This window comes from Aeromonas sp. Marseille-Q7275 (genome assembly GCF_965119515.1).
In genome coordinates, this window is record NZ_CBCPLW010000027.1 from 26,655 (window position 1) to 44,659 (window position 18,005).

An 18,005-nucleotide genomic window follows, 5' to 3' on the forward strand; every position below is an offset into this window, starting at 1 on the left:
ATGCAGAACTGGAAAGTGACCCCTGCCGAGGTGTTTGCCGCCTCCCCCCTGGTGCCCGTGATGGTCATCAACGACCTGGAGCAGGCCCTGCCGATGGCCAAGGCCCTGCTCGATGGCGGCATCTCTGTGTTCGAGATCACCCTGCGCACCCCGGTGGCCCTCGATGCCATTGCCCTGATCGCCAAGGCGATGCCGGATGCCATGGTCGGTGCCGGTACCGTGCTCAACTGCGCGCAGTTTGACGCCGCCGTGGCCGCCGGTGCCCGCTTCGTCATCTCCCCGGGGATGACCCCGGCCCTGCTGGCCCATGCGGCCAACAGCACGGCGCCGTTGATCCCGGGGGTGGCGACGCCGTCCGAGGTGATGCAGGCGCTGGAAGCGGGCTACGACCACCTGAAATTCTTCCCGGCCGAGGCGAACGGCGGCACCAAGGCGCTCTCCGCCATTGCCGCCCCCCTGCCCCAGGTACGGTTCTGCCCCACCGGCGGTATAGGCCCGAAGAACGTCGCCGACTACCTGGCGCTCAAATGCGTGGCCACGGTCGGCGGCTCCTGGATGCTGCCCGCCGATGCGGTCAAGAGCGGCAACTGGGAGGAGGTGACCCGCCTCTCCCGGGAAGCGGTTGAAATGGTTAAACGCTAAGCGCCCATCGTCTAGATAAATTGAACAGGCCACCCTTGGGTGGCCTGTTGTTTTTCCGCCTCCGGAAGGCCATTTACACTGAGCCGCCGGCTGGCTTAAGGTCGGGGGCCTGTCCTCCACGCTGCCGCCCCTTATGAGCTTTCTTCATCACGCCTACCCGCTAGGGCACCTCACCGCGCTGCACAGCCACCCCCAGGCCCAGTACTGCTAACCTGCACCAGGGCGGTGGCGTCATCACAGGCTGCGACGGCGGCGGCTTGCTGGTGGCCGGCCAGCTCTGCCTGATCCCCGCCGGCTGGGCACACGAGTTTCGCGTGCTGCGCCACTCCCGGCTCTCGCTGCTCTACACCCCGCAACCGGCATCTACCACTTTCAGCCAGTTGCAGGTGAGCCCCATGCTGGTGGACCTCTTCGCCCGTCTGCCCGAGCTGGAGGAGGGGGAGGCGCGGGACGCCTATCTGAAGGTGCTGCGCCACGAGCTGGCACTCGCCGCTCCGCTCGCGGGGCAGCTCCCCCTGGCCGCGGATCTGGATCCGCGCCTGCTGCGGGTGCTGGAGAGGCTGTGTCAGGCCCCCTCCGTCAAGGTGACGCTGGAGGCGCTGGCGGTCGATTGCGGCGCCTCGGTGCGCACCCTCAATCGCCTCTTTGCCCGGCAGCTGGGGTGCAGTTTTCGCCAGTGGCGGGAGCGGGTGCTGATGGGGCGGGCCCGTCAGTTGCAGCACCAGGGGATGGTGCCTGCCGAGATTGCCGGGATCCTCGGCTATGAGGATCCCGACGCCTTCTCGGCGGCCCTGGCGCGGGTGATGGGCCGCGGCTCAGCGCCGTGAGCCTATGTCTGCGTCCCCCTTGCCCCCCGCCAGCAGGCAAGTGACCTCCTCGGTGTGACAGAGCCGGCCCTCGCGAAAGGTGAAGAGGCCGCTCACCTTGCAGGCCAGGGTGCCGCCATCCTGGCGGGTGGCTCGAACCAGGTGGGTGGAGTGGACCCGCTCCCCCAGCTCCAGGGTGGCGACAAACTCGATGGTGGCCTCGGCCAGATGGTTTCTCAAGGCGGCGATATGCTGGCGAAAGGCGGCGTAGTCGAGGGTCTCGCCATTCACCTGCTGGCAGTAGTCCGGGCTGAACCAGGCGTCGAGCTCGGCCAGGGTGAAGTCGGGATCGCAGATGACGCGCTGCAGGCAGGTCTTCAATCGTTCGGTGTGGTTCATCTTCTGCTCCTGAATGTGGGACAAGCTGCCCCAGCATAAGTCAGTGAACAGGGAGGATCCCGGGAGGACGCGCCATCATGGCGGCCACAGGCGCCAAGGTGGCGCCGGGGGGATGAAGGGGCGGGATCAGCCCAGGCTCTCCCCCTCATAGAGGGAGAAGCCCATGTCCTTGCGGTGCTCGGCCTGGGGTTGCCCATTGAGCCTGGCCAGCAGCATGGCGGCCGCTTCGCGGCCGATGGCCTCGCGCGGGGTGCTGATGCTGGCGAGCTTGGGGGTCATGGCGTGACCGATGTCGAGGGCGTTGCAGCCGGCGATGGCGATCTGCTGGGGCACGGGTATCCACCTGGCCTGGCACTGCAGCAGGGCACCGACCGCCACGTCGTCGTTGGTGCAGAACAGGCCGTCCAGATCGGGATAGCGGGCCATGGCCTGCTCCAGCAACTGGCCCCCCAGGGTGAAGCTGGAGGACTGCTCGGTCAGCAGGTGCTGGCCATCCAGGCCGAAGTCCGCCATCGCCTGGTAGTAGCCCTCCATCCGCAGTTGGGTACGCACGTCGAGGCGCGCCCCCAGGTAGACCACCTTGCGCCGTCCCCGGCGCAGCATCTCTGTTACCATGGCCCGGGCGGCGGCCCGGTGATCCATGCCCACCACCATGTCGATGGGGGAGAGCGGCAAGTCCATGGTCTCCACCACCGGAATGCCGGCGGTGGCGATCATCTTGCGGGTGCGATCCGTGTGCTGGGTATCGGCGAGGATGAGACCATCCACGTTGTAGGAGAGCAGGGAGGCGACCTGCTCCTCCTCTCGCTCCGGGCTGTAGCCGTAGTGGGCGAGCAGGGTCTGGTAGCCGGCGGGCCGGGTCACCGCCTCTATGCCGTGGATCACCGCCGAGAAGACCTGGTTGGAGAGGGAGGGGATCAGTATGCCGATCGCCTTGCTGGTGGCGTTGGAGAGCATGTCCGGCGCCCGGTTCGGGATGTAGCCGAGCTCCTCCACCGCCGCGGCGATCCGTTCACGGGTGCCTTCGGCCACGGCGGACGGGTCACGCAGGTAGCGGCTGACGGTCATCTTGGTGACCCCGGTCAGGTCGGCGATGTCCTGCAGGGTGGGGCGGCGCTTGCGGGTGTCGTTCATCTCGGGGTCCGGCAAAGAATGTTACAGGTAACATTACCGTTTTCGCGCAACAAAGTCAGCATATGACGCCATCACAGGAGAGGCTGGGGATGATCAAGGGCAAGTGCTTCGAGGGGAAAAGGTTCGAGCAGCAGGAGGTGGCCGAGCAGCAGTTCGAGGGTTGCCGCTTTATCGACTGCAACTTCTCCTGGCTGGATCTGGGGGAGAGCCGCTTCGTCGACTGCAGCTTCTTTGATCGGGAGCGCGAGCTCGGCTGCCAGTTGCAGGGCTGCGATTTGCGGGAGGCGAGCTTCCTGCGCTGCGATCTCACCCTGGCTGACCTCAGCCGCAGCCAGTGCCTGGGGCTGGAGATGCGCGACTGCCAGGCCATGGGCATCAACTTCGCCCACGCCAGTTTTGCCAACCAGATCACCGTCAAGAGCTACTTCTGCGAGGCCCATCTTACGGGAAACAATTTCAGCTACGCCAACTTCGACGGCTGCCTGCTGGAGAAGTGCGAGCTCGGCGGCAACCGCTGGCAGGGGGCCAGCCTGCTGGGGGCCTCATTGGCGGGATCCGATCTCAGCGGCTCCGAGTTTGGCCAGATCGACTGGACCAGCTTCAACCTGCAGGGCTGCGATCTGCGTCAGTGCGATCTGCCCGGGCTGGATCTGCGCCGGGTCAACCTGGACGGCGTGCTGATAAACGAGGAGCAGCAGCAGGGGCTGCTGGAACAGATAGGGCTGGTGGTCTTCCCCTGAGCGGGGTGGAAAAGAGGTAAGTTTTCATCAACGGGGGAGCGGTTGACCTGAGGGTATGCCGCCATTCGCTCCCTTCTCCCCTCGCGGGAGAAGGGCTGGGGATGAGGGGGCGCTGGCTCAGCGTCTGGCCAGCCACTTGGTCGGGTTGATCGCCTCGCCCTGATAGCGGATCTCGAAGTAGAGGCCGGAGCGCTCTTGTCCGCCGCTGTCGCCGACCAGGGCCACGGGTTCGCCCTGCTCCACCTTCTGGCCCACCTGACGCAGCAGCGACTGGTTGTGGCCGTAGAGGCTCATGTAGCCGCGGCCGTGGTCGATCACCAGCAGCATGCCGAAGCCGTCCAGCCAGTCCGCATAGACCACCTGGCCCGGTGCCACCGCCTTGACCTGGGTTCCCTCGCTTGCGCCTATCAGGGTGCCCTTCCACTTGAGCTCGGCGGTGCGCGGCGAGCCGTAGGAGATGAGGATGGGGCCCTGTACCGGCCAGCGCAGGTTGCCACCCGTGCTCAGACCGCCGTAGCCGTTGCTGCTCGCCTTGGCGCTGCTGCGGGCGGCGGCTTGCTGCTTCGCCACCCGGTTCTGCTGTTCGGTGACTCTCTGCTGCTCGGCGGCGAGCCTTTGCTGTTCGCCGGCCTGGCGCTGCTGGGCCGCGATCCGTTGCTGCTCGGCAATCCGCTTCTGCTCCGCGGCCAGGCGCTGGGCCTCCAGGCGACGCTGGCGCTCCTGCTCGGCCTTGATCTTGGCGAGGCGCTCCCGCTCGGCCCGTTCGCGCCGTTCCTGCTCTTCCCGCTGGCGGCGCAGCTCTTCCAGCCGGGCCTTCAGGGCCTTCTCCGCCTTGACCAGCTTGGTGAGCTTCTGCTCGTCGTTTTGCACCGATTGCTGCAACTGGTTGCGCACCTTGGCCCGGCTCTGCTGGCTGGCCAGCAGGCTCTGGTGATGCTGCTGCTGTTCGCCGAGCAGGGTCTGCAGCCGGGTCTCGGTCTCTTTGGTGGCCAGCTGGTTTTTCGCCAGCTTGTTGCGGGTGGCGCGCAGGGCGTCTATGGCCTCGATACGGGCCTTGTTGAGATAGTCGTAGTAATCGAGAGAGCGGCTCAGCTTGGCCGGATCCTGCTGGTTGAGCAGCAGCTTGAGGTAGTCGTGGTTGCCCGCCTGGAAGGCGCTTTCCGCCTGCTTGGCCAGCAACTGTTTCTGGTGTTTCGCTTGTTGTTCCAGCGCCAGCTTGTCCTGCTGCAGCTCGGCCAGCTTCTGCTGGTTCTGCTTCAGTTGCAGTCTGGTCTGATCCAGCTTGGCGGCGGCGGCCGAGATGGCCTGCTCGTCAGCCTTGAGCTGGGTGTTGAGCTTGGCAAGCTCCTGCTTGCTGAGCTTGAGGGTCTTCTGCTGTTCCTTGATCTCGGACTGCATGGCCCCCAGCTGCTGGTTCGCAGCCTGGGCCGTGCCGGCACCGCCGACCAGGCAAAAAAACAGCGCGCCGGCCAACAGGCCGACGCGACTGGTTTTCTGTGAAATAACTTCGCATCCCCGCATGGGGCAGGATTATTTCAGAATCATCAGGGGCTTGCCAGTCATTTCCGGCGGGACGGGCAGACCCATAAGAGTCAGCATGGTCGGGGCCAGATCGGACAGTTTGCCCCCTTCCAGCACCTCGGCCTTGCGACCGAAATAGATGAGGGGAACCGGCAGATTGGTGTGGGCGGTGTGCGCCTGACCAGTCTCTTCGTCCAGCATCTTCTCGGCGTTGCCGTGGTCGGCGGTGATCAGGCATTCGCCACCCACTTCGGCCAGGGCCTCGGTGACGCGACCGATGCAGTGGTCAACGGCTTCGCAGGCCTTGACGGCCGCATCGAACACACCGGTGTGGCCAACCATGTCGCCGTTCGGGTAGTTGCAGATGATGACGTCGTACTTGCCGCTCTTGATGGCACCGACCAGCTTGTCGGTCAGCTCTTCGGAGCTCATTTCCGGCTGCAGGTCATAGGTGGCCACTTTCGGGCTGGCGACGATCTCGCGGTCTTCGCCGGTGAAGCAGGACTCTTCGCCACCGTTGAAGAAGAAGGTGACGTGAGCGTACTTCTCGGTCTCGGAGATGCGCAGCTGGGTCTTGCCCTGCTTGGCCAGCCATTCACCCAGGGTGTTGACCAGGGCTGTGGGCGGGTAGGCGCAGGCAGTCTTGATGTCGGCCGCGTACTCGGTCAGCATCACGAAGTTCAGCGCCGGGGTGGCGGCACGGGCGAAGCCGGTGAAGTCGCTGTCGACGAAGGCGCGGGTGATCTCGCGGGCGCGGTCGGCACGGAAGTTCATGAAGATCAGCGCATCGCCATCTTCCATCGGTGCAGCGTCGCCGATGCGGGTCGCCTTGACGAACTCGTCGTTCTCGTCGCGGGCATAGGCGGCAGCCAGGGCTTCGCTGGCGCTCTCGGCGGTGAACTCGCCCTTGCCCTGGGTCATCAGGTCATAGGCCTGCTGCACGCGATCCCAGCGGTTGTCACGGTCCATGGCGAAGTAGCGGCCGATCATGGAGGCGAAACGACCCTTGCCCAGACGGGCGAACAGGGCGTCGAACAGCTCGATGGAGGACTGGGCGGAGCGCGGCGGTACGTCGCGGCCATCCAGGAAGGCGTGGAAGTAGATCTTCTCGGCGCCACGTTTGGCGGCCATCTCGATCATGCCCATGATGTGCTCTTCGTGGCTGTGTACGCCACCCGGGGACATCAGGCCCATGATGTGCACGGCCTTGCCCTTGCTCACGGCGGCGTCAACAGCCTTGCCCAGCTCGACGTTCTGGAAGAAGTCGCCGTCCTGGATGTCCTTGGAGATGCGGGTCAGCTCCTGATAGACGATGCGACCGGCGCCGATGTTGACGTGGCCCACTTCGGAGTTGCCCATCTGGCCGTCCGGCAGACCCACATCCAGGCCGGAGCCGGAGATCAGGGTGCTGGTGTAGTCGCGGGCCAGGCGGTCCAGGTTCGGGGTCTTGGCGGCGGCAACGGCGTTGTGCTCTTGCTTGGTGCTGTAGCCCCAACCGTCCATGATGACCAGAACCAAAGGTTTCTTAGCTGTTGACATAAGACTATGTCCTCTCGGATAGGAATGAATTGCGGGAAGTGAAACTAGCGTAATATTACTACATCTGCCGAAATAGTCACCTGATAGCCAAGTCCTTCTCTAGCCTCGTTTTTTAACTGTTATCCCACTGTTTTCGGCATGTTACCGGCTTGTCTTTGTGCACGATTCTCCCCCTGGCGCCTCTCTCCCGAGGCGGGTGGCGGCCCCTTCCCCAAGGCGGTCTGGGGACGGGCAATCCCTGATGGGAGCTTGCTCTCGCTTTGCCGCCAAGATGGCTGATCTTATCAAGGGCCCCATGTATACTCGGGCCCTTGTCTTGGTCCCTGGATAGTAGAAGATGCAAGAGTATTTGGATTTTGCGGCCCGCAACCCGCTGCTGACCGCAGCCTGGTTGGGCCTGGCAGGCACCCTGGTGTATACCACTGTGCGTGCTCGTTTTTCTCCGGTGAAGGCGGTGAACAATCACGGCGCCACCCTGCTGATCAACCGTGAAAATGCCACTGTGGTGGACATTCGCAGTCAGGATGAGTTTGCCAAGGGTCATCTGGCCGGCGCCCATCACCTGCCCCTCACCCAGATCCAGGCGAACAATCTGGGGCCGGTTGAAAAGCACAAAGATGCCCCCATCATAGTGGTGTGCGAGTCGGGGATGACCGCTGGTGGCGCGGGTCGCCAACTGAGCAAAGCCGGTTTCAAACAGGTATATGTGCTCAGCGGTGGCATGGCCCAATGGCGTGCAGATAATCTGCCGGTGACCAAAAAACGCTGATTTAAGGGCCTGCGCCCACTCATTTTCTTAAAAAGGAATCAAACGAAATGGCTGACGAAATCAACAACCAGGAAGTGCAACCGGAATTCCACATCCAGCGTGTCTACACCAAGGATGTCTCCTTCGAAGCCCCGAATACTCCGCACATCTTCCAGAAAGAGTGGCAGCCGGACGTCAAGCTGGACATGGACACCAAGACCAATGTCCTGGCTGACGGCGTGTACGAGGTCGTGCTGACCCTGACCGTGACCTGCAAGCTGGAAACCGAGACCGCCTTCCTGTGTGAAGTGCAGCAGGCCGGTATCTTCACCATCGGCAACCTGCCGGAGCCGCAGCTGGCACACTGCCTGGCCGCCTTCTGCCCGAACATCCTGTTCCCCTATGCCCGCGAAGCCGTGGCCAATCTGGTGAGCAAGGGTTCCTTCCCGCAGCTGAACCTGGCACCGGTCAACTTCGACGCCCTGTTTGCCCAGCACATGGCACAGGTTCAGGCCCAGCAGGCGACTGCGGAAGCCTGATAATGGCCGACCAGATCGCAATCTCGGTCTTGGGGGCGGGGTCTTATGGCTCCGCCCTTGCCATTTCTTTGGCGCGCAACGGCCATCCGACCCTGCTGTGGGGTCACGATCCCGCCCATGTCGCCGAGCTGGAACAGGATCGCTGCAACAAGGCGTTTCTGCCTGATGTCCCTTTCCCCGCCGATCTGCAGCTGACTGCGGATCTGCAGGCGGCGGTGCAGGCCGCACCCGTGCTGCTGCTGGTGGTGCCGAGCCATGTGTTCGGTCAGGTGCTGGCCCGGGTCAAACCCTTCCTGCGTCCCGATACCCGTATCGCCTGGGCCACCAAGGGGCTGGAGCCGGACAGCGGCCGCCTGCTGCAGGACGTGGCCCGTGACGTGCTGGGGGAAACTATCCCGCTGGCGGTGATCTCGGGTCCGACCTTCGCGAGGGAGCTGGCCGCCGGCCTGCCGACCGCCATCTCGGTGGCGTCGACCCACGACGACTTCGCCGACGATCTCTCGCAGCTGCTCCACTGCGGCCGCTCGTTCCGGGTCTATACCAATCCGGACTTCATCGGTCTGCAGCTGGGGGGGGCGGTCAAGAACGTCATCGCCATCGGCGCCGGTCTCTCCGACGGGCTGGGCTTTGGCGCCAATGCCAGGACTGCGCTCATCACCCGGGGTCTGGTGGAGATGCAGCGCCTCGGTGCCGCCCTCGGGGCCGATGCCAAGACCTTCATGGGGATGGCAGGGCTCGGAGATCTGGTGCTGACCTGTACCGACAACCAGTCCCGCAACCGTCGCTTCGGTCTGGCCCTCGGGGCCGGCAAGTCGGTAGACACCGCCATGACCGAGATAGGTCAGGTGGTGGAAGGCTATCGCAACACCAAGGAGGTGCATCTGCTGGCGGCCCGTTGCGGCGTCGAGATGCCCATCTGCGAGCAGATCTTCAAGGTGCTGTACGAAGGCAAGAACCCGAAAGAGGCGGCCATCGCCCTGCTGTCGCGAGACAAGAAGGACGAGTGATCTGCCCGCCGCAGCATGCAAAAGGCCCCGCCAGTTGGCGGGGCCTTTTCTTTGCCGCAGGGCAGCAAATCAATAGTAGGAGTGATCGCCACGCTGGTGCTCGGTGGCATCCTTCACGCCGTTGAGCTCACCGGGGAACTTCTCCAGCAGCTGCTTCTCGATCCCCTCTTTCAGGGTGTAATCCACCTGAGAACAGCCGTTGCAACCACCACCAAACTGCAAAATCGCCAGCTTGTCGTCGGTAATGTCAATCAAGGTCACCTTGCCACCGTGACCGGCCAGCATGGGGTTCACTTCAGACATCAGCACGTACTCGATGCGGTCGGCCAGGGGCGCATCGTCGGCCACCTTGCGCATCTTGGCATTCGGCGCCTTGAGGGTGAGCTGGGAGCCCATCTGATCGGTAACGAAGTCGATGGTGGCATCGACCAGGTAAGGGGCGCTCAGGGGATCGACCAGGCAGTCGAAGCCGCTGAAGGGCAGGTGTTGATCTTCCGGATCGACCGCGTCGGGTGGGCAATAGGATACGCCGCACTCGGCATTCTGGGTTCCCGGATTGACCACAAACACCCGGATGTTGGTGCCATCAGGCTGCTTTTCCAGCAACTTGCGGAAGTGGGCCTGGGCGGTGTCGGAAATGCTGATCATCACTATCCTCATAAACCTGAGTGTACGACTAGGGTATTCATGATAACTCGCTTGGCGGGGCTTGGGTAGCGTGTCGATGGCGAGCTTGTGAGCCCGGGCGTATCGGAATCATGCCGCCATCGGCCTGCTTGGCCGGATCCCTGCCCGGTCATTTGAGGTGTCTGAGGGTACGGCAGATGGCCCACACCTCCACCTCTGTTATGCCACTCTCATGAAGCAGGCGGGTGAGCTGACCTGCGGTGGCTCCCGTGGTGACCACGTCGTCGAGCAGGGCCACGTGGCGGTAATGGTGGGGGGCTATCTGGAAGGCGCCGCGCAGGTTGCGCCGCCGCTGGCTGGCACTGAGCCGGGTTTGCTGCGGAGTGGCCCTGATCCTGCGCAGCAGCCGGGTGTCGCAGGGGATGCCGGTGAGCTCGCCGAGGGCGGTTCCTATCTCCTCTGCCTGATTGAACCCGCGCCACCACTGGCGCCACCAGTGCAGGGGGACGGGGATGATGGCCTCGGGAGGATCGTCTCCCTCCAGATGGTCGGCCAGCAGGCGAGCGAGCAGCGGCGCCAGCAGGATCTGGCCCGAGTATTTCAGCCGGGGAATAAGCAGGGAGTAGGGGATCTGATAGTCACCTATCACCTGCAGCCGCTCCCAGGGAGGGGGCCTGCGCTGGCAGCGTCCGCACAGCAGCTCGTTTCCTGCCTGGTGCTCTGGCAAGGGGGTCGCGCACAGCCTGCATTTGCGGCAAGGCTGGTACAGGGACTGCTGACACCAGCGGCACAGCAGAGGCTGATCATCACAGGGCTGGCGACAGAGCAGGCAGAGGCCGAGCCAGTCGGACCGGCTGCCGAGGATCGGACTTGCTTTGGCGAGCAGCCGCTTTAACATGCAGGCTCCAAGCAGATGAACAGGGATCTTGAGTCTAGATGAGCGTATCGGTTGAGCGGTTTGGCCAGGGTCAGGACCTGGTGTTGTTGCATGGCTGGGGCATGAATGGTGCTGTCTGGCACGGTATTGCCCAGCAGTTGGCGGCCCACTATCGGTTGCACCTGGTGGACTTGCCCGGGTTTGGCAACAGCCCCCTGCAGGAGGGGAGTGACTACTCCCTGCCCTGGCTGGCGGAGCAGGTCGCCACCGTCCTGCCGGAAAAATGCCATCTGCTTGGCTGGTCCCTCGGCGGCCTGGTGGCGAGCCAGCTGGCCCTGACCCGGCCCGAGCGCCTCCACTCCCTCATCACGGTCGCCAGCTCCCCCTGCTTCATGGCCCGGGATGAGTGGCCGGGGATAGCCCCCAAGGTACTGACCGGCTTCAACCAGATGCTGGCGGGGGACTTCATGCAGACCATAGAGCGCTTCCTGGCGATCCAGGCCATGGGCAGCGAACATGCCAGAAACGACATTCGCCAGCTGCGCCACTGGCTGGCGGAGCGTCCGGCCCCCCGGCTTGCGGCGCTGGAGGCGGGTCTCGGCCTGCTGGCCGACGTGGATCTGCGGGATGCGCTGGTCGGCCTGGATCTGCCCTGGCTGCGCATCTATGGCCGGCTGGATTCCCTGGTGCCCAAGGCGGCCATACCGCTGCTGGACGAGCGCTACCCCGCGAGCCGCAGCCTGGTGCTGGAGAAGGCCTCCCACGCCCCCTTTATCTCCCATCCAGAGCCCTTCATCACCCTGTTGCGGCAGTTCATTGGCTGATCCTTGAGCGACATGCTTCAATAACGCTTCGAGGTGGTGGATAATCAGCCAACCATGAAAGGAGTGAGCCGATGCGTATCGATTCTGCCATGACCACGGGCGTACAGGGATTCCAGCGGGCCGAGCAACTGGCCGGCCAGGCATCCGGCCAGCTTGCCCGCCTCAACACCCCGTCGGGCGACCAGGTACAGGTGACGGACGAGCTGGTGAATCTCAAGGTGGCCGAGCTGCATGCCGGCGCCTCCGCCAAGGTGATCCAGACCGCCAGCGACATGCTGGGCACCCTGATCGACATCAAGGTGTGAGATGAACGTCAACGTCGCTCTGCCGTCCTTCATCCTCCATCGTCTGCAACCGCAGGCTGACATGGTTGGGGAGCTTGATCGACATCAGGGTATGAGATGAACATCAACGTCGCTCTGCCGTTCTTCATCCTCCATCGTCTGCAACCGCAGGCTGACATGGTTGGGGACCTTGATCGACATCAGGGTGTGAGATGAACATCAACGTCAGTCTACCGCCCATCATTCCGAATCAACTGCAGCCGCAGACGGAATCGGCGCAGACTGACAACCGCCGCGCAGAGCTGGTGCCTCCCAGCCGCCAGAGCGAGGCGTCCAACGCCGAGTCCGGCGTCGCCTCCCAGAAAGACAAGTCCAGAGCCGCCCAGGCCAATTCCAATCCGCCTGCCGCTTCGACCCGGGATAACGCGCAGGCCGGCCCGACGACCCCGTCCCATCGCTTCGTCGAGGCCACGGGGGAGGAGAGCCAGCGCCGGCAGCAGCAGGATCCCGAACAGCAGGAGCAACAGAGGCAGCAACGCCAGCTGGCCGCGCTGGTGGAGCGGGATCTCGAGGTGCGCAAGCACGAGCAGGCGCACCAGATGGCAGGCGGCGAGCATGCGGGCAGCCCCAGCTACCAGTTTTCCCAGGGGCCGGATGGCAAGCGTTACGCCACCGGGGGTGAGGTGGCCATCGATATCGGCACCATCCCGGGCGATCCGGCTGCCACCCTCGCCAAGATGCAGCAGGTGCGTGCCGCCGCCCTGGCACCGGCAGAACCCTCGTCACAGGATCTGAGCGTGGCCCGCGCCGCCTCTGCCAAGGAAGCCCAGGCCCGCAAGGAGCTGATGACCCTCAGGCAGGAAACCACAGGTCCGCTCGGTGCCTATATGGACAACCGAAATCAGGTGATTGCCAGGCACTATCAGCAAGCGGTGAGGCCGGCTTCCCCACATAGCCTGAGTCAGGACGTCTGATCCCGTCCCGTGCCAACGCGGTGCAGACAAGAAAAAGCCCCTTTCGGGGCTTTTTGCATTGTCGGGATCTTATTTCTTCAGCTTGGAGAGGGCGGCGGCGAAGGCGTTGCCCATGGCACCACCGGCAGGGGCGCCCTGTTTCGGCTCCTGTCTGGATCTGGCGCTGCCTGTACCCGATGGGCGGGATTCCGCCAGCTTGCGGGCGGGTTGTCCCGCTTTCTCGTCGAGGCGCATGGTCAGGCTGATGCGCTTGCGCGGTGCATCCACCTCCAGCACCTTGACCCTCACTATGTCTCCCGCCTTGACCACCTCGCGGGGATCCTTGACGAAGCGGTCGGTCAGGGAGGAGATGTGCACCAGGCCGTCCTGATGGACGCCGATATCGACGAAGGCGCCGAAGTTGGTGACATTGGTGACCACCCCTTCCAGCACCATCTCGGGCACCAGGTCGCTGATTTTCTCCACCCCTTCCTTGAAGGTCGCGGTCTTGAACTCGGGGCGCGGGTCGCGGCCCGGCTTGTCCAGCTCGCCGATGATGTCGGTGACGGTAGGCACGCCGAACTGCTCGTCCGTGTAGTCGGCCGGTTTCAGGCTGCGCAGCAGGCTGCTGTTGCCGAGCAGGCTCTCCACTGTCTGTTCCAGCTTGGCGAGGATCCGCTCCACCACCGGATAGGACTCCGGGTGTACCGCCGAGCCGTCGAGGGGATTGCTGCCGCCGCGAATGCGCAGGAAGCCGGCGCACTGCTCGAACGCCTTGGGCCCGAGCCGGCTCACCTTCAGCAACTGCTGACGGCTCTTGAAGGCGCCGTTCTCATCCCGGTAGGCGACTATGTTCTGAGCCAGGGTCTGGGAGAGGCCGGAGACCCGGTTGAGCAGGGCGACCGAGGCGGTATTCACATCCACACCGACCGCGTTCACGCAATCCTCGACCACGGCATCCAGTCGGCGGGCCAGCTGGCTCTGGCCGACGTCGTGCTGATACTGGCCCACCCCGATGCTCTTGGGATCGATCTTGACCAGCTCGGCCAGGGGGTCCTGCAGGCGACGGGCGATGGAGACGGCGCCACGGATCGAGACGTCGAGATCCGGGAACTCCTGAGAGGCGAGCTCGGAGGCGGAGTAGACAGAGGCCCCCGCTTCGCTCACCACTATTTTCTGCGCCTTGGCGGCGGGGTAGCGCTCGAACAGATCGCTCACCAGTCGGTCGGTCTCCCGGGAGGCGGTGCCGTTGCCTATGCTGATGAGCTCGACCTTGTGCTTCTGACACAGCTCGCTCAGGGTCTTGAGGCTCTGATCAACCTGGCGCTTGGGTTCGAACGGATAGATGGTGGCGTGATCGACCAGCTTGCCGGTGGCATCCACCACGGCCACCTTGACCCCGGTGCGGATGCCCGGGTCCAGCCCCATGGTGCAGCGCATGCCGGCCGGAGCCGCCATCAGCAGATCCTTGAGGTTCATGGCGAACACCTTGATCGCCTCGTCCTCTGCCGATTCGCGGATGCGGCCGATAAGCTCGGTCTCCATCTGGAGCGACAACTTGATCTTCCAGGTCCAGCTCACCACCCCTTGCAGCCATTTGTCGGCCGGGCGGTTCTGCAGATTGAGCCTGAGGTGGTGGGCGATGATCCCTTCGCAGGGACTGGCACTCTCATCGTCACCGGCAACCAGCGCCAGGTTAAGGATCCCCTCGTTGCGGCCGCGCAGCATGGCCAGCACCCGGTGGGAGGGAGCCTTGTGCAGGGGCTCGTCGTGCTCGAAGTAGTCCTTGAACTTGGCCCCTTCCTGCTCCTTGCCCGCCACCACCCGGGCGCGCAGGGTGGCGTTCTGCCACAGGTAGTCCCGCAGCTTCTCAAGGAGATCCGCCTGCTCGGCGAAGCGCTCCATCAGGATGTAGCGGGCGCCGTCGAGGGCCGCCTTGCTGTCGGTGATCCCCTGTTCGGCATTGAGGAAGCGGGTCGCCGCTTGCTCCGGATCCTGCATGGGGTCGGTGAGCAGCAGGTTGGCCAGCGGCTCCAGCCCGGCTTCGATGGCCATCTGCCCCTTGGTGCGACGCTTGGGCTTGTAGGGGAGGTAGAGGTCTTCCAGCCGGGTCTTGCTGTCGGCGCCGTTCAGCTCGCGGGCCAGCTCGGGAGTCAGCTTGCCCTGCTCCTCGATGGAGCGAATGATCACCTGGCGGCGATCTTCCAGCTCACGCAGATAGCCGAGGCGGCTCTCCAGGGTACGCAGCTGACTGTCGTCCAGACCGCCGGTCACCTCCTTGCGATAACGGGCGATAAAGGGAACGGTCGAGCCTTCATCCAGCAGGCGCACGGCGGCCTGCACCTGTTCCGGACGGGCATTCAGCTCACCGGCAATCTGTCTCTCAATTACATGGCTGTGCATCTGGGGTCTCTGTGGTCGGGTCTGTCCAACGGGCCGGCAGTGGCTGGGAATGGTCGCGGCGGGCTCGCCAGCTGACTCCCGGTGTGCCTCTGCGGCCGGTGTGCGCCTTGCGGCGCCGGGTGTGAGCACTATATGAGGTCGATGCTGGGGATGCCACCCCGGGCAAGGGAGTCAGTCTGGACTCTAGGGTACAGGCTGGCCCGCTCTCCCCGGCAGGATCACTTGGGGTAGCTGATGTCGTTGACATACCAGCAGGCGTCACCCACTGGCGTACGCACTATGGCCTCGTCGCCGACCTCTTTCTTGAGCAGGGCGCGGGCCATGGGGGAGTCGATGGAGATGTAATCCTTGCGACCGAAGATCTCGTCATAGCCGACGATGCGAAAGCGCTTGGTCTTTCCCTCTTCACTCTCCACCTCGACCCAGGCGCCGAAGAACACCTTGCCCTCCTGGGAGGGGGAGTAATCGACTATGGTCAGCTCCTCCAGGCACTTGCGCAGGTAGCGGACCCGGCGATCTATCTCCCGCAGCCGCTTCTTGTTGTACTGGTAGTCGGCGTTCTCGCTGCGATCCCCGAGGCTCGCCGCCCAGGCCACCTTCTTGGTGACCTCGGGTCTCTCCTCGCGCCACAGGGTGTCGTGTTCCTGCCGGAGCTGGTTGTAGCCTTCACGGGTGATGAGTTTGGTTTTCATGGGCTTATCAGTCCCTGCTGCCTGCGTGGCGGGTTGCGTCGTCTTGCTCGGGATCTTAGCCATTGGCGTCTGAGTGTCGAGCAGAAATGCATGACAAGCGGTTCGTTCGGCACCGCACCATCCCCGGGATCCCCAGGCCAAGGGTAATAACCGGTAACATATTTATGCTTTGTGGTTGCCAGAGCGGGCCCTAGTATTGGGAGGAGACAGAGAGGAGAGGCGGCAATGAGTCAGCAATACAAGGTCCTGGTGGTCGACGACGACCTGAAACTACGCTCCCTGCTGGAGCGTTACCTCACCGAACAGGGATTTGTGGTGCGAGGCGTTGCCAACGGGGAACAGGCGGATCGTCTGCTGACCCGCGAGAACTTCAGCCTGATGGTGCTCGACCTGATGCTGCCGGGGGAGGACGGGCTCTCCATCTGCCGCCGTCTGCGGGAGGCGGGCAACCAGATCCCGGTGCTGATGCTCACCGCCAAGGGAGACGAAGTGGATCGCATCGTCGGGCTGGAGATGGGGGCCGATGACTATCTGCCCAAGCCGTTCAACCCCCGTGAGCTGCTGGCCCGGATCCGCGCCGTGCTGCGCCGTCATACCGTCGAGCTGCCCGGTGCGCCGTCCACCGCCGAGAAGATGGTGAGCTTTGGCGCCTATCAACTCAACCTGGCGACCCGCGAGCTGAGCCGCGACGGGGATCCGGTCGCCCTGACCAGCGGCGAGTTTGCCGTCCTCAAGGTATTGGTGAGCCACCCTCGCGAGCCGCTCTCCCGGGACAAGCTGATGAACCTGGCCCGGGGGCGGGAGTACACAGCCACAGAGCGCAGCATAGATGTGCAGGTTTCCCGCCTGCGCCGCCTGCTGGAACAGGACCCGGCCCAGCCCCGTTACCTGCAGACGGTGTGGGGCCTGGGCTATGTCTTCGTGCCGGACGGTGACGGGGAATGAAAAAAGTGGGCAGCATGTTCTCCCGCATGCTCTGGTTCCTGGCCGCCGTGCTGGTGGTCTATCAGGTCGTCTCCTACGCCACCTTCTACAACTATCTGCTGGCGCCCACCGTCAAGCAGATCAGTCACCTGCTGGCCAATCAGGTCAAGCTCATCTTCCCGGTCGACAGCAACCAGCTTGCCCTGAGCGAGGATGCCGAGGCGCTGGTCTATGTGACCACGGGCAGCGACATCTACACCCAGAGCGAGGCGGAGCAGCACGGACTCAAGGAGTCCAAGCCCTACCCCTATCTGGAGGAGAACATCAGTCGGGAGCTGAAGGGGGAAACCAGGGTCAGGGTCGAGATCCAGGACCACTACATCATCTGGATCCAGCCGCCCCAGGCTAGCCAGATGTGGGTGCGCATCCCCCTGACCGAGATAGAGGATGACGACATAGAGCCCCTCATCATCTACATGAGCGTGCTGCTGGTGGTGACCCTGTTTGCCGCCTGGCGTTTCGCCCGCCAGCTGGTGCGGCCGCTGGAGGATCTGGAGGCGGGGGCCGTGGCGGTGGCGCGAGGCAACTTCCCCGATGCCCTGGGAGAGCACGGTTCGCGGGAGGTGCGCCGCCTGACCCGCACCTTCAACCACATGTCGCACTCCATCAAGGGCCTTATCGAAGAGCGTAACCTGATGATGGCCGGGGTCTCCCACGATCTGCGCACCCCTCTGACCCGTATCCGGCTGGCGACCGAGATGATGTCCTCCGGGGATGAGTATCTCAAGGAGAGCATCAATGCGGACATCGACGAGTCCAACGGCATCATAGACCAGTTCATCGACTATATCCGGCCGAACGAGGGGCTGGATGCCCAGCCCATCGATCTGACCCAGCTCATCCACGATGCGCTGCTGATGCAGACCGATCAGGGGCTGGAGGTGGAGCTGCTCCTGCCGGAGCAGGCGGTGCGGGTGGCCTGCCATCCCATCAGCATACGGCGCATCCTCAACAACCTGTCGGGCAATGCGGTGCGCTACGGCGCGACCCGGCTGCAGGCCGAGCTGAAGGACGATGGTCACTGGGTCAGGTTGCGGCTCTCCGACAATGGCCCCGGGATAGCAGAGCAGGACTATTCCCGGGTGCTCAAGCCCTTTACCCAGGGCAATGTGGCGCGCACCGGCGGCGGCAGTGGCCTGGGGCTGGCCATAGTCGCCAAGATAGTCTCCCAGCACCACGGCACCATCAGGCTGGGCCGCTCCGAGCTGGGAGGCTTGCTGGTGGAGATCCGGCTACCCAAGCACCAGCCGCTGGAGTGGATGGATTGAACGAAGGGCGCATCTGTG

19 protein-coding genes are annotated in these 18,005 nt (G+C 64.1%); 11 read left to right on the forward strand and 8 right to left on the reverse strand.

Annotated features, from left to right (window positions below; all coding sequences use genetic code 11):
* On the forward strand, positions 1-642 hold the full coding sequence (locus tag ACWPWQ_RS19455) for a bifunctional 4-hydroxy-2-oxoglutarate aldolase/2-dehydro-3-deoxy-phosphogluconate aldolase (RefSeq protein WP_265435577.1): 642 nt from the start codon (positions 1-3) through the stop codon (positions 640-642).
* 263 nt (positions 643-905) lie between these two features.
* Complete coding sequence (locus tag ACWPWQ_RS19460) at positions 906-1,469, forward strand: helix-turn-helix domain-containing protein (RefSeq protein ID WP_454010577.1); 564 nt, start codon at positions 906-908, stop codon at positions 1,467-1,469.
* Here the strand turns inward: ACWPWQ_RS19460 and ACWPWQ_RS19465 are convergent.
* Positions 1,458-1,847, reverse strand: a complete 390-nt coding sequence (locus ACWPWQ_RS19465) for a nuclear transport factor 2 family protein (RefSeq protein WP_454010567.1) — start codon at positions 1,845-1,847, stop codon at positions 1,458-1,460. The two genes, ACWPWQ_RS19460 and ACWPWQ_RS19465, sit on opposite strands and share 12 nt — an antisense overlap.
* A 126-nt stretch (positions 1,848-1,973) precedes the next feature.
* Positions 1,974-2,981: a substrate-binding domain-containing protein gene (locus tag ACWPWQ_RS19470; RefSeq protein ID WP_202047949.1), complete on the reverse strand. Its 1,008-nt coding sequence runs from the start codon at positions 2,979-2,981 to the stop codon at positions 1,974-1,976.
* A gap of 89 nt (positions 2,982-3,070) precedes the next feature.
* Here ACWPWQ_RS19470 and ACWPWQ_RS19475 point away from each other — a divergent pair, with 89 nt between their 5' ends.
* Positions 3,071-3,721 (forward strand): Qnr family pentapeptide repeat protein, encoded by a 651-nt coding sequence (locus tag ACWPWQ_RS19475; RefSeq protein WP_454010568.1) that lies wholly within the window; start codon positions 3,071-3,073, stop codon positions 3,719-3,721.
* Positions 3,722-3,838: 117 nt separating this feature from the next.
* On the opposite strand, the gene ACWPWQ_RS19480 is transcribed toward ACWPWQ_RS19475, so the two are convergent.
* Together ACWPWQ_RS19480 and gpmM are read right to left on the reverse strand one after the other, a co-directional pair.
* Positions 3,839-5,242: a peptidoglycan DD-metalloendopeptidase family protein gene (locus ACWPWQ_RS19480; RefSeq protein WP_202047951.1), complete on the reverse strand. Its 1,404-nt coding sequence runs from the start codon at positions 5,240-5,242 to the stop codon at positions 3,839-3,841.
* A gap of 9 nt (positions 5,243-5,251) precedes the next feature.
* Positions 5,252-6,781, reverse strand: coding sequence for a 2,3-bisphosphoglycerate-independent phosphoglycerate mutase (gene gpmM, locus ACWPWQ_RS19485; RefSeq protein WP_454010569.1), 1,530 nt, complete (start codon positions 6,779-6,781; stop codon positions 5,252-5,254).
* Between the two features lie 337 nt (positions 6,782-7,118).
* Here gpmM and ACWPWQ_RS19490 point away from each other — a divergent pair, with 337 nt between their 5' ends.
* Genes ACWPWQ_RS19490 through gpsA form a run of 3 tightly spaced genes read left to right on the forward strand, consistent with a single transcriptional unit; the run spans position 7,119 to position 9,075 of the window.
* Positions 7,119-7,550, forward strand: coding sequence for a rhodanese-like domain-containing protein (locus ACWPWQ_RS19490; protein WP_025325373.1), 432 nt, complete (start codon positions 7,119-7,121; stop codon positions 7,548-7,550).
* Between the two features lie 47 nt (positions 7,551-7,597).
* On the forward strand, positions 7,598-8,068 hold the full coding sequence (secB, locus tag ACWPWQ_RS19495; RefSeq protein ID WP_005328525.1) for a protein-export chaperone SecB: 471 nt from the start codon (positions 7,598-7,600) through the stop codon (positions 8,066-8,068).
* Between the two features lie 2 nt (positions 8,069-8,070).
* On the forward strand, positions 8,071-9,075 hold the full coding sequence (gene gpsA / locus ACWPWQ_RS19500; RefSeq protein ID WP_319917439.1) for an NAD(P)H-dependent glycerol-3-phosphate dehydrogenase: 1,005 nt from the start codon (positions 8,071-8,073) through the stop codon (positions 9,073-9,075).
* A 69-nt stretch (positions 9,076-9,144) separates the two neighbouring features.
* Here the strand turns inward: gpsA and nfuA are convergent, their stop codons facing one another.
* Positions 9,145-9,723 carry a Fe-S biogenesis protein NfuA gene (gene nfuA / locus ACWPWQ_RS19505; RefSeq protein WP_033129997.1) on the reverse strand — a complete coding sequence of 193 codons (579 nt, stop codon included), beginning with the start codon at positions 9,721-9,723 and terminating at the stop codon, positions 9,145-9,147.
* Between the two features lie 148 nt (positions 9,724-9,871).
* The gene (locus ACWPWQ_RS19510; RefSeq protein WP_454010570.1) at positions 9,872-10,600 is read right to left on the reverse strand and encodes a ComF family protein; all 729 of its coding nucleotides are present in this window, start codon (positions 10,598-10,600) and stop codon (positions 9,872-9,874) included.
* A gap of 38 nt (positions 10,601-10,638) precedes the next feature.
* Here ACWPWQ_RS19510 and bioH point away from each other — a divergent pair, with 38 nt between their 5' ends.
* The 3 genes from bioH to ACWPWQ_RS19525 all read left to right on the forward strand — a co-directional run bounded on the left by bioH (position 10,639) and on the right by ACWPWQ_RS19525 (position 12,661).
* Positions 10,639-11,403: a pimeloyl-ACP methyl ester esterase BioH gene (gene bioH, locus ACWPWQ_RS19515; RefSeq protein WP_454010571.1), complete on the forward strand. Its 765-nt coding sequence runs from the start codon at positions 10,639-10,641 to the stop codon at positions 11,401-11,403.
* 71 nt (positions 11,404-11,474) lie between these two features.
* Positions 11,475-11,708: a flagellar hook protein FlgE gene (locus ACWPWQ_RS19520; protein WP_042648867.1), complete on the forward strand. Its 234-nt coding sequence runs from the start codon at positions 11,475-11,477 to the stop codon at positions 11,706-11,708.
* 191 nt (positions 11,709-11,899) lie between these two features.
* The gene (locus tag ACWPWQ_RS19525) at positions 11,900-12,661 is read left to right on the forward strand and encodes a putative metalloprotease CJM1_0395 family protein (RefSeq protein WP_454010572.1); all 762 of its coding nucleotides are present in this window, start codon (positions 11,900-11,902) and stop codon (positions 12,659-12,661) included.
* A 69-nt stretch (positions 12,662-12,730) separates the two neighbouring features.
* Here ACWPWQ_RS19525 and ACWPWQ_RS19530 read toward each other — a convergent pair whose 3' ends face one another.
* A complete protein-coding gene (locus ACWPWQ_RS19530) occupies positions 12,731-15,043 on the reverse strand; it encodes a Tex family protein (protein WP_454010573.1) in 2,313 nt (770 codons plus the stop codon).
* A 218-nt stretch (positions 15,044-15,261) separates the two neighbouring features.
* On the reverse strand, positions 15,262-15,735 hold the full coding sequence (greB, locus tag ACWPWQ_RS19535; protein WP_454010574.1) for a transcription elongation factor GreB: 474 nt from the start codon (positions 15,733-15,735) through the stop codon (positions 15,262-15,264).
* 225 nt (positions 15,736-15,960) lie between these two features.
* Here greB and ompR point away from each other — a divergent pair, with 225 nt between their 5' ends.
* Positions 15,961-16,680 carry an osmolarity response regulator transcription factor OmpR gene (ompR, locus tag ACWPWQ_RS19540; protein WP_111911588.1) on the forward strand — a complete coding sequence of 240 codons (720 nt, stop codon included), beginning with the start codon at positions 15,961-15,963 and terminating at the stop codon, positions 16,678-16,680.
* Positions 16,677-17,987 carry a two-component system sensor histidine kinase EnvZ gene (envZ, locus tag ACWPWQ_RS19545; protein ID WP_202047958.1) on the forward strand — a complete coding sequence of 437 codons (1,311 nt, stop codon included), beginning with the start codon at positions 16,677-16,679 and terminating at the stop codon, positions 17,985-17,987. The genes ompR and envZ overlap by 4 nt, the downstream gene beginning before the upstream one ends.
* The last annotated feature ends 18 nt before the right edge of the window (positions 17,988-18,005 follow it).

What these genes read in the sequence shown, in the direction of transcription:
- ACWPWQ_RS19455 (WP_265435577.1), top strand. Translation starts at nt 1, where the DNA reads ATGCAGAACTGGAAAGTGACCCCTGCCGAGGTGTTTGCCGCCTCCCCC.
- ACWPWQ_RS19465 (WP_454010567.1), bottom strand. Translation starts at nt 1,847, where the DNA reads ATGAACCACACCGAACGATTGAAGACCTGCCTGCAGCGCGTCATCTGC.
- ACWPWQ_RS19470 (WP_202047949.1), bottom strand. Translation starts at nt 2,981, where the DNA reads ATGAACGACACCCGCAAGCGCCGCCCCACCCTGCAGGACATCGCCGAC.
- ACWPWQ_RS19475 (WP_454010568.1), top strand. Translation starts at nt 3,071, where the DNA reads ATGATCAAGGGCAAGTGCTTCGAGGGGAAAAGGTTCGAGCAGCAGGAG.
- ACWPWQ_RS19480 (WP_202047951.1), bottom strand. Translation starts at nt 5,242, where the DNA reads ATGCGGGGATGCGAAGTTATTTCACAGAAAACCAGTCGCGTCGGCCTG.
- gpmM (WP_454010569.1), bottom strand. Translation starts at nt 6,781, where the DNA reads ATGTCAACAGCTAAGAAACCTTTGGTTCTGGTCATCATGGACGGTTGG.
- ACWPWQ_RS19490 (WP_025325373.1), top strand. Translation starts at nt 7,119, where the DNA reads ATGCAAGAGTATTTGGATTTTGCGGCCCGCAACCCGCTGCTGACCGCA.
- secB (WP_005328525.1), top strand. Translation starts at nt 7,598, where the DNA reads ATGGCTGACGAAATCAACAACCAGGAAGTGCAACCGGAATTCCACATC.
- gpsA (WP_319917439.1), top strand. Translation starts at nt 8,071, where the DNA reads ATGGCCGACCAGATCGCAATCTCGGTCTTGGGGGCGGGGTCTTATGGC.
- nfuA (WP_033129997.1), bottom strand. Translation starts at nt 9,723, where the DNA reads ATGATCAGCATTTCCGACACCGCCCAGGCCCACTTCCGCAAGTTGCTG.
- ACWPWQ_RS19510 (WP_454010570.1), bottom strand. Translation starts at nt 10,600, where the DNA reads ATGTTAAAGCGGCTGCTCGCCAAAGCAAGTCCGATCCTCGGCAGCCGG.
- bioH (WP_454010571.1), top strand. Translation starts at nt 10,639, where the DNA reads ATGAGCGTATCGGTTGAGCGGTTTGGCCAGGGTCAGGACCTGGTGTTG.
- ACWPWQ_RS19520 (WP_042648867.1), top strand. Translation starts at nt 11,475, where the DNA reads ATGCGTATCGATTCTGCCATGACCACGGGCGTACAGGGATTCCAGCGG.
- ACWPWQ_RS19525 (WP_454010572.1), top strand. Translation starts at nt 11,900, where the DNA reads ATGAACATCAACGTCAGTCTACCGCCCATCATTCCGAATCAACTGCAG.
- ACWPWQ_RS19530 (WP_454010573.1), bottom strand. Translation starts at nt 15,043, where the DNA reads ATGCACAGCCATGTAATTGAGAGACAGATTGCCGGTGAGCTGAATGCC.
- greB (WP_454010574.1), bottom strand. Translation starts at nt 15,735, where the DNA reads ATGAAAACCAAACTCATCACCCGTGAAGGCTACAACCAGCTCCGGCAG.
- ompR (WP_111911588.1), top strand. Translation starts at nt 15,961, where the DNA reads ATGAGTCAGCAATACAAGGTCCTGGTGGTCGACGACGACCTGAAACTA.
- envZ (WP_202047958.1), top strand. Translation starts at nt 16,677, where the DNA reads ATGAAAAAAGTGGGCAGCATGTTCTCCCGCATGCTCTGGTTCCTGGCC.